Here is a 4,735-nt window from a genome sequence, read left to right as displayed (position 1 = left end):
GTTAGTAATTCAAAGCATAGAGTATTGATGATCGAATTCTCAACCATATTTTTTGAATCCATATTCCTTTAATAATTAAAGAAAGCACTTCTTTTAAATTTATTATAAAGATTTTTTTTAGATTGTATTTTTTTTAAAATCGGAACAGGTTCAGGTTGCTCCTGTTCCGATTTGTTAATTTAGACACTATAATAGAAATGGTATATGCCTGCACTAAAATTCAAAAGATAAAAAAAATGCTTTTAGCGTTATGAAAAACAAGCCATCAAGTAAACTTTTAAGTATTAAGGATAGAGAGATTAGATGTAAGAGGGCTGTTAATACCATTTTAATTTTGCGTTATTATTTTTTTTATTTCTTATTTTTGAGAACTATATAAAAAATGAAAATAAATTGTATTAAATTAATATTAAATACTGTGAAAACCAGATTAATTGCCTGTTGTCTTTTTTTTCTTGCCTCCTGTTTCTCTTATGGACAATATTCAAATCTTAAGTTTGAAAATTTTGATACTTCTAAGGGACTTTCAAGCAGCACTTGTGTAGATATTCTTCAGGACAAAGAAGGTTTTTTATGGTTTGGAACGATTGATGGATTGAATAGATATGATGGGTATGATTTTGAAATCTATCGTAATATTCTGGATGACCCAACATCAATAAGCAACAATAGAATTACAGTTATTGCAGAAGACAGTTTTGGACGTTTATGGATTGGTACAAGCAATGGATTAAATGTTTTTGATAAAAACACAGAAAAATTCCATAAAATTGATCTTTATCAGAAAAAGAACGGAAGACAAAATTTTCGCGAAGAAATCAACGGTCTGCTTTTTCAGAAAAAAAATAATGTTTTATGGGTAGCAACAAAGAATGGAGTTACAGCTTTAAAGCTAAATCAGACAAATAACGGAGCCTACGACAAAATCAAATTCAGCCATTATAGCAGTAATTCAAATGATGCCGGATCGCTGGACAATAATGATGTAACAGGTTTAGTTGAGGATAATCAAGGAAATATGTGGCTGGTGACAAAAGCAAACCACCTTCACAAATTTAATGCCTCTTCTAATGGGTTTAAGAAATTTTCTATTGATTTTAAAGGCAGCCGCTATTTAAATCATCTGCCCAAGCAGATTATGGTTGACAGTGATGGTGATTTTTGGATTGGCAATGATATATCGCATCTTTTTTTATTTAATGTTAAAAAAAGTGAATTTAGAGACGTGTCGCCTTTGCTTAAATCTGCTCCTATTTTTCATCTTTTTCAGGATAATAAAGGTATTGTATGGGCATCAACTGATGGGGACGGGATTTTTCTTCTTGATAAAAATAAAGGGCTTATCCAGCATCTGGTACATAACCCTTTCAATCCTTTTTCCTTATCTAATAATCAGCCTTCAAAAATTCTGGAAGATAAAAATGGGATTTACTGGATTGCTACATACAATACAGGAATTAATAAACTGGCAATTTCCAAGACTTCATTCGGGCATTATTTTTACAAATCTGAAAGTAATGAAGGGCTCAGTGCTAAAATAGCGCAATCTGTATTAGAAGACAAAAAAAGAAGAATCTGGATAGGCACAGATGGCGGGGGGCTTAATCTTTTTGATGAAAAAAGAGGGGTTTTCAGGCATTACAGAGCTCGATCAGGAGATTTAAATTCACTAAGTTCGGATAAGATCGTTAATATAACAGAAGGAGATGATGATGTTTTGTGGATTTGTACTTGGGACGGGGGGCTTAATAAATTTTACACAGATACAGGAATTTCTAAATCTTACCAATACAGCCGTACGAACCCTTATTCTATAGGGCAGAACACGGTCTGGTGTGCTAAAAAAGATTCAAGAGGTTATTTATGGCTGGGGACTTCGACAGGCGGTCTTAACTTATTTGATCCTATCAGCGAGAAATTTTATCAGTATAAAAATACGCCTGGAGATTCGAAAAGTCTTATAAGTAATTTTGTGTTTTCTTTGTTTATTGATTCTAAAAACAGACTTTTTATTGGGACATCGCAGGGATTGTGTGTTACGGACTTAAATCATGTTAAAGGAATGATTCCTCCCAAAATTAATTTTTCTGAAGTAAAGATTAAGCATATTCAGGGCAGCCGCATTAACTATATAACAGAAGACTTTAAAGGTGATATATGGGTTGGAACCGATATGGGTCTATTCTGGCTTGATGGCATTTTAAATCTGAAAAAAGCATATTCATCGCTTAATGGCCTGCCGAACAATCTGGTTGTAGGTATTCAGGAAGATAATAACAAAAATCTATGGATTACGACAAAAGGCGGTCTTACATATCTTAATCCTAGAACTGGGACATTTAAAAACTTTAATACTCATGATGGACTCCAGGGGACTGAATTTCAGAGCAAAGCCATAACAAAAACACATGATGGAAGAATCATAGTTGGAGGAATAAATGGATTTAATATCTTCAATCCTGACGATATTTCTTTAAAATCAAATATTGTCAGTCCTGTTATTAATGAAATAAGGCTTTTTAATAAAAAGGTAAATCCGGGAGAGAAGGTAAATGGAAAAGTGATTTTAGATCGATCTGTTACCAAAGTAAAAAATATAAGGCTAAAATACGATCAGGGATATATATCCTTCGGATTTGTGGCATTAAACTATCAGAATCCAGAGAGGGTTAAGTATGCCTATAAATTAGCGGGACTTGATGATAACTATATAAATGCAGGCACCAGCAGGATTGCCAATTATGCAAATTTAGAGCCGGGGGATTATATATTTGAGGTTATGGCTGCAATTGACGGCCAGTGGGATCAGGCTAGAAAGTCAGTTATTTATTTAACGGTGCAATCTCCGCCTTGGAAGACCTGGTGGGCGTACTGTCTTTATATGATTGTTTTTGGATCTATACTTTATTTCTCCGTACTTTATTATACTAGAAAAGTTAGAGAGGAGAAAGAGCAGGAATTAGATCAGATGAAATTGAATTTCTTTATCAATGTGTCTCATGAATTTAGAACACCGCTTACTCTAATTTTAAATCCAGTAGATAAAATTTTGTCATCATTTAATGATGCAGAAGAGGTTAAAAAATCAGCTTTGATAATTCAAAGAAGCAGTAGGAGACTTCTGCATCTTGTTAATCAGCTTCTTGATTTAAGAAAGATGGATCTTGGAAAAACACCTTTGGAAATAAATAGATTAAATGCTGTTAAGTTTTCTAAGGATGTATTCTTACTCTTTGAAGACCTTGCAAAGGTTAAGGGAATCAAGTTCGTATTTGAATCTTCACAAAAAGAAATTTATGGAATGTTTGATCCTGATAAAATAGAGAAAATTTTAAGTAATCTTCTTTCAAATGCAATTAAATTCACCGAAAAAGGGGGGACGGTAACATTATCTCTGTCGGAATTAAGTATTAAAAAAAGCAGATCAGTATTATGGTTTATTAAAAAGTCATTTGTTGAGAGAGTATTGGATATAAAAGTTTCAGATACAGGAATCGGATTGAAAAAAGATGAAGTTAACAAAGTATTTGAGCGTTTTTTTCATCCTGATAGTTCTAAAACAGGAACGGGAATTGGCCTGAATTTTATTAAAAGCCTTGTCGAGCTTCATAAGGGAGAGATTTTTGTGGAAAGTGAGTATCAAAAAGGAACAACTTTTAGAGTCAGACTGCCTTCTGATTTGGCAGGTGGGAAAAAAGGAGCGGATCGATATTATGAGGACATTTATCAGATAGATAAAAACTCGGTGACCTCGGCAGAGTATGAAATTGCCATTTCAAATGAAGAAGAAGATATTTCTGTTCAGGATTTTGAAAAAGGAAACAGGCCGGTAGTTCTAATTGTAGAGGATAATAAAGAATTACGAAGTCATTTAAAAAATGAATTAAGCAGCCACTTTCAAGTTAAAGAGGCTTCCAATGGTCTTATGGGGCTGGAAAAAGTAAAAAAGTATTTTCCTGATATAGTCATAAGTGATGTTATGATGCCTGAGATGGATGGTTTTGAACTTTGCCGACAGCTGAAAAATGAAATTGAAACAAGTCATATACCAGTTATACTTCTTACAGCCAGAAGTCTTGAAGAAGATAGAATTGAGGGCTATGATACAGGTGCTGATGAGTATCTCTCAAAACCATTTAATATAAATGTCTTAAAATCAAGGATCAGAAATCTGCTGGAAGCAAGAAAAAGGGCAAAAGAACGGTTCGCCAGCATTGGAAGTATTCTACCTTCAAGCGAGATTGTGACAAATTCTATTGATGAGATGTTTTTGGATAAGACAACTAAAATCGTTCTGGATAATATTTCTGATCCTGATTTTGCCTTGGAAGACATTATCAGGGTGTTAGGTATAGGGAGGTCGCAGTTTTATAGAAAAATAAGCTCCATAACAGGTCAGAATCCAAGCAATTTTATACGCACGATCAGGCTTAAATATGCTTCAGAATTGCTGTTAAGCAAACAGTATTCTATAAAGGAACTTACACATATGTGCGGTTTTAACTCATCTGCGTATTTTACAAAGACTTTTAAAGAACTTTTCGGAATGACGCCTACACAGTTTGCGGAAGAGAAGGCTGCATCAAAATAGTGTTTGAGTTGCCGAGGATACGAAACAGTTTTTTTTATTAATAAGAACAGGAACTAATTTTTTTAGTTCCTGTTTTTTTGCGCAAAAATTAAAACGGCAGGGAGTAACTAAGGGGTTTTAATCGACAATTTTTGGCAGCCATAC

General features: G+C 33.7%; 1 protein-coding gene. It reads left to right on the top strand.

Going from position 1 to position 4,735, the window contains the following annotated elements:
* Nucleotides 1-418 precede the first annotated feature (418 nt).
* A complete protein-coding gene (locus VGE71_RS13175; RefSeq protein ID WP_331138749.1) occupies nucleotides 419-4,591 on the top strand; it encodes a hybrid sensor histidine kinase/response regulator transcription factor in 4,173 nt (1,390 codons plus the stop codon).
* Nucleotides 4,592-4,735 lie beyond the last annotated feature (144 nt).

It is taken from the genome of Flavobacterium sp., from assembly GCF_036405015.1.
Lineage (GTDB): Bacteria > Bacteroidota > Bacteroidia > Flavobacteriales > Flavobacteriaceae > Flavobacterium.
This window is presented reverse-complemented; position numbering and strand designations above follow the sequence as displayed.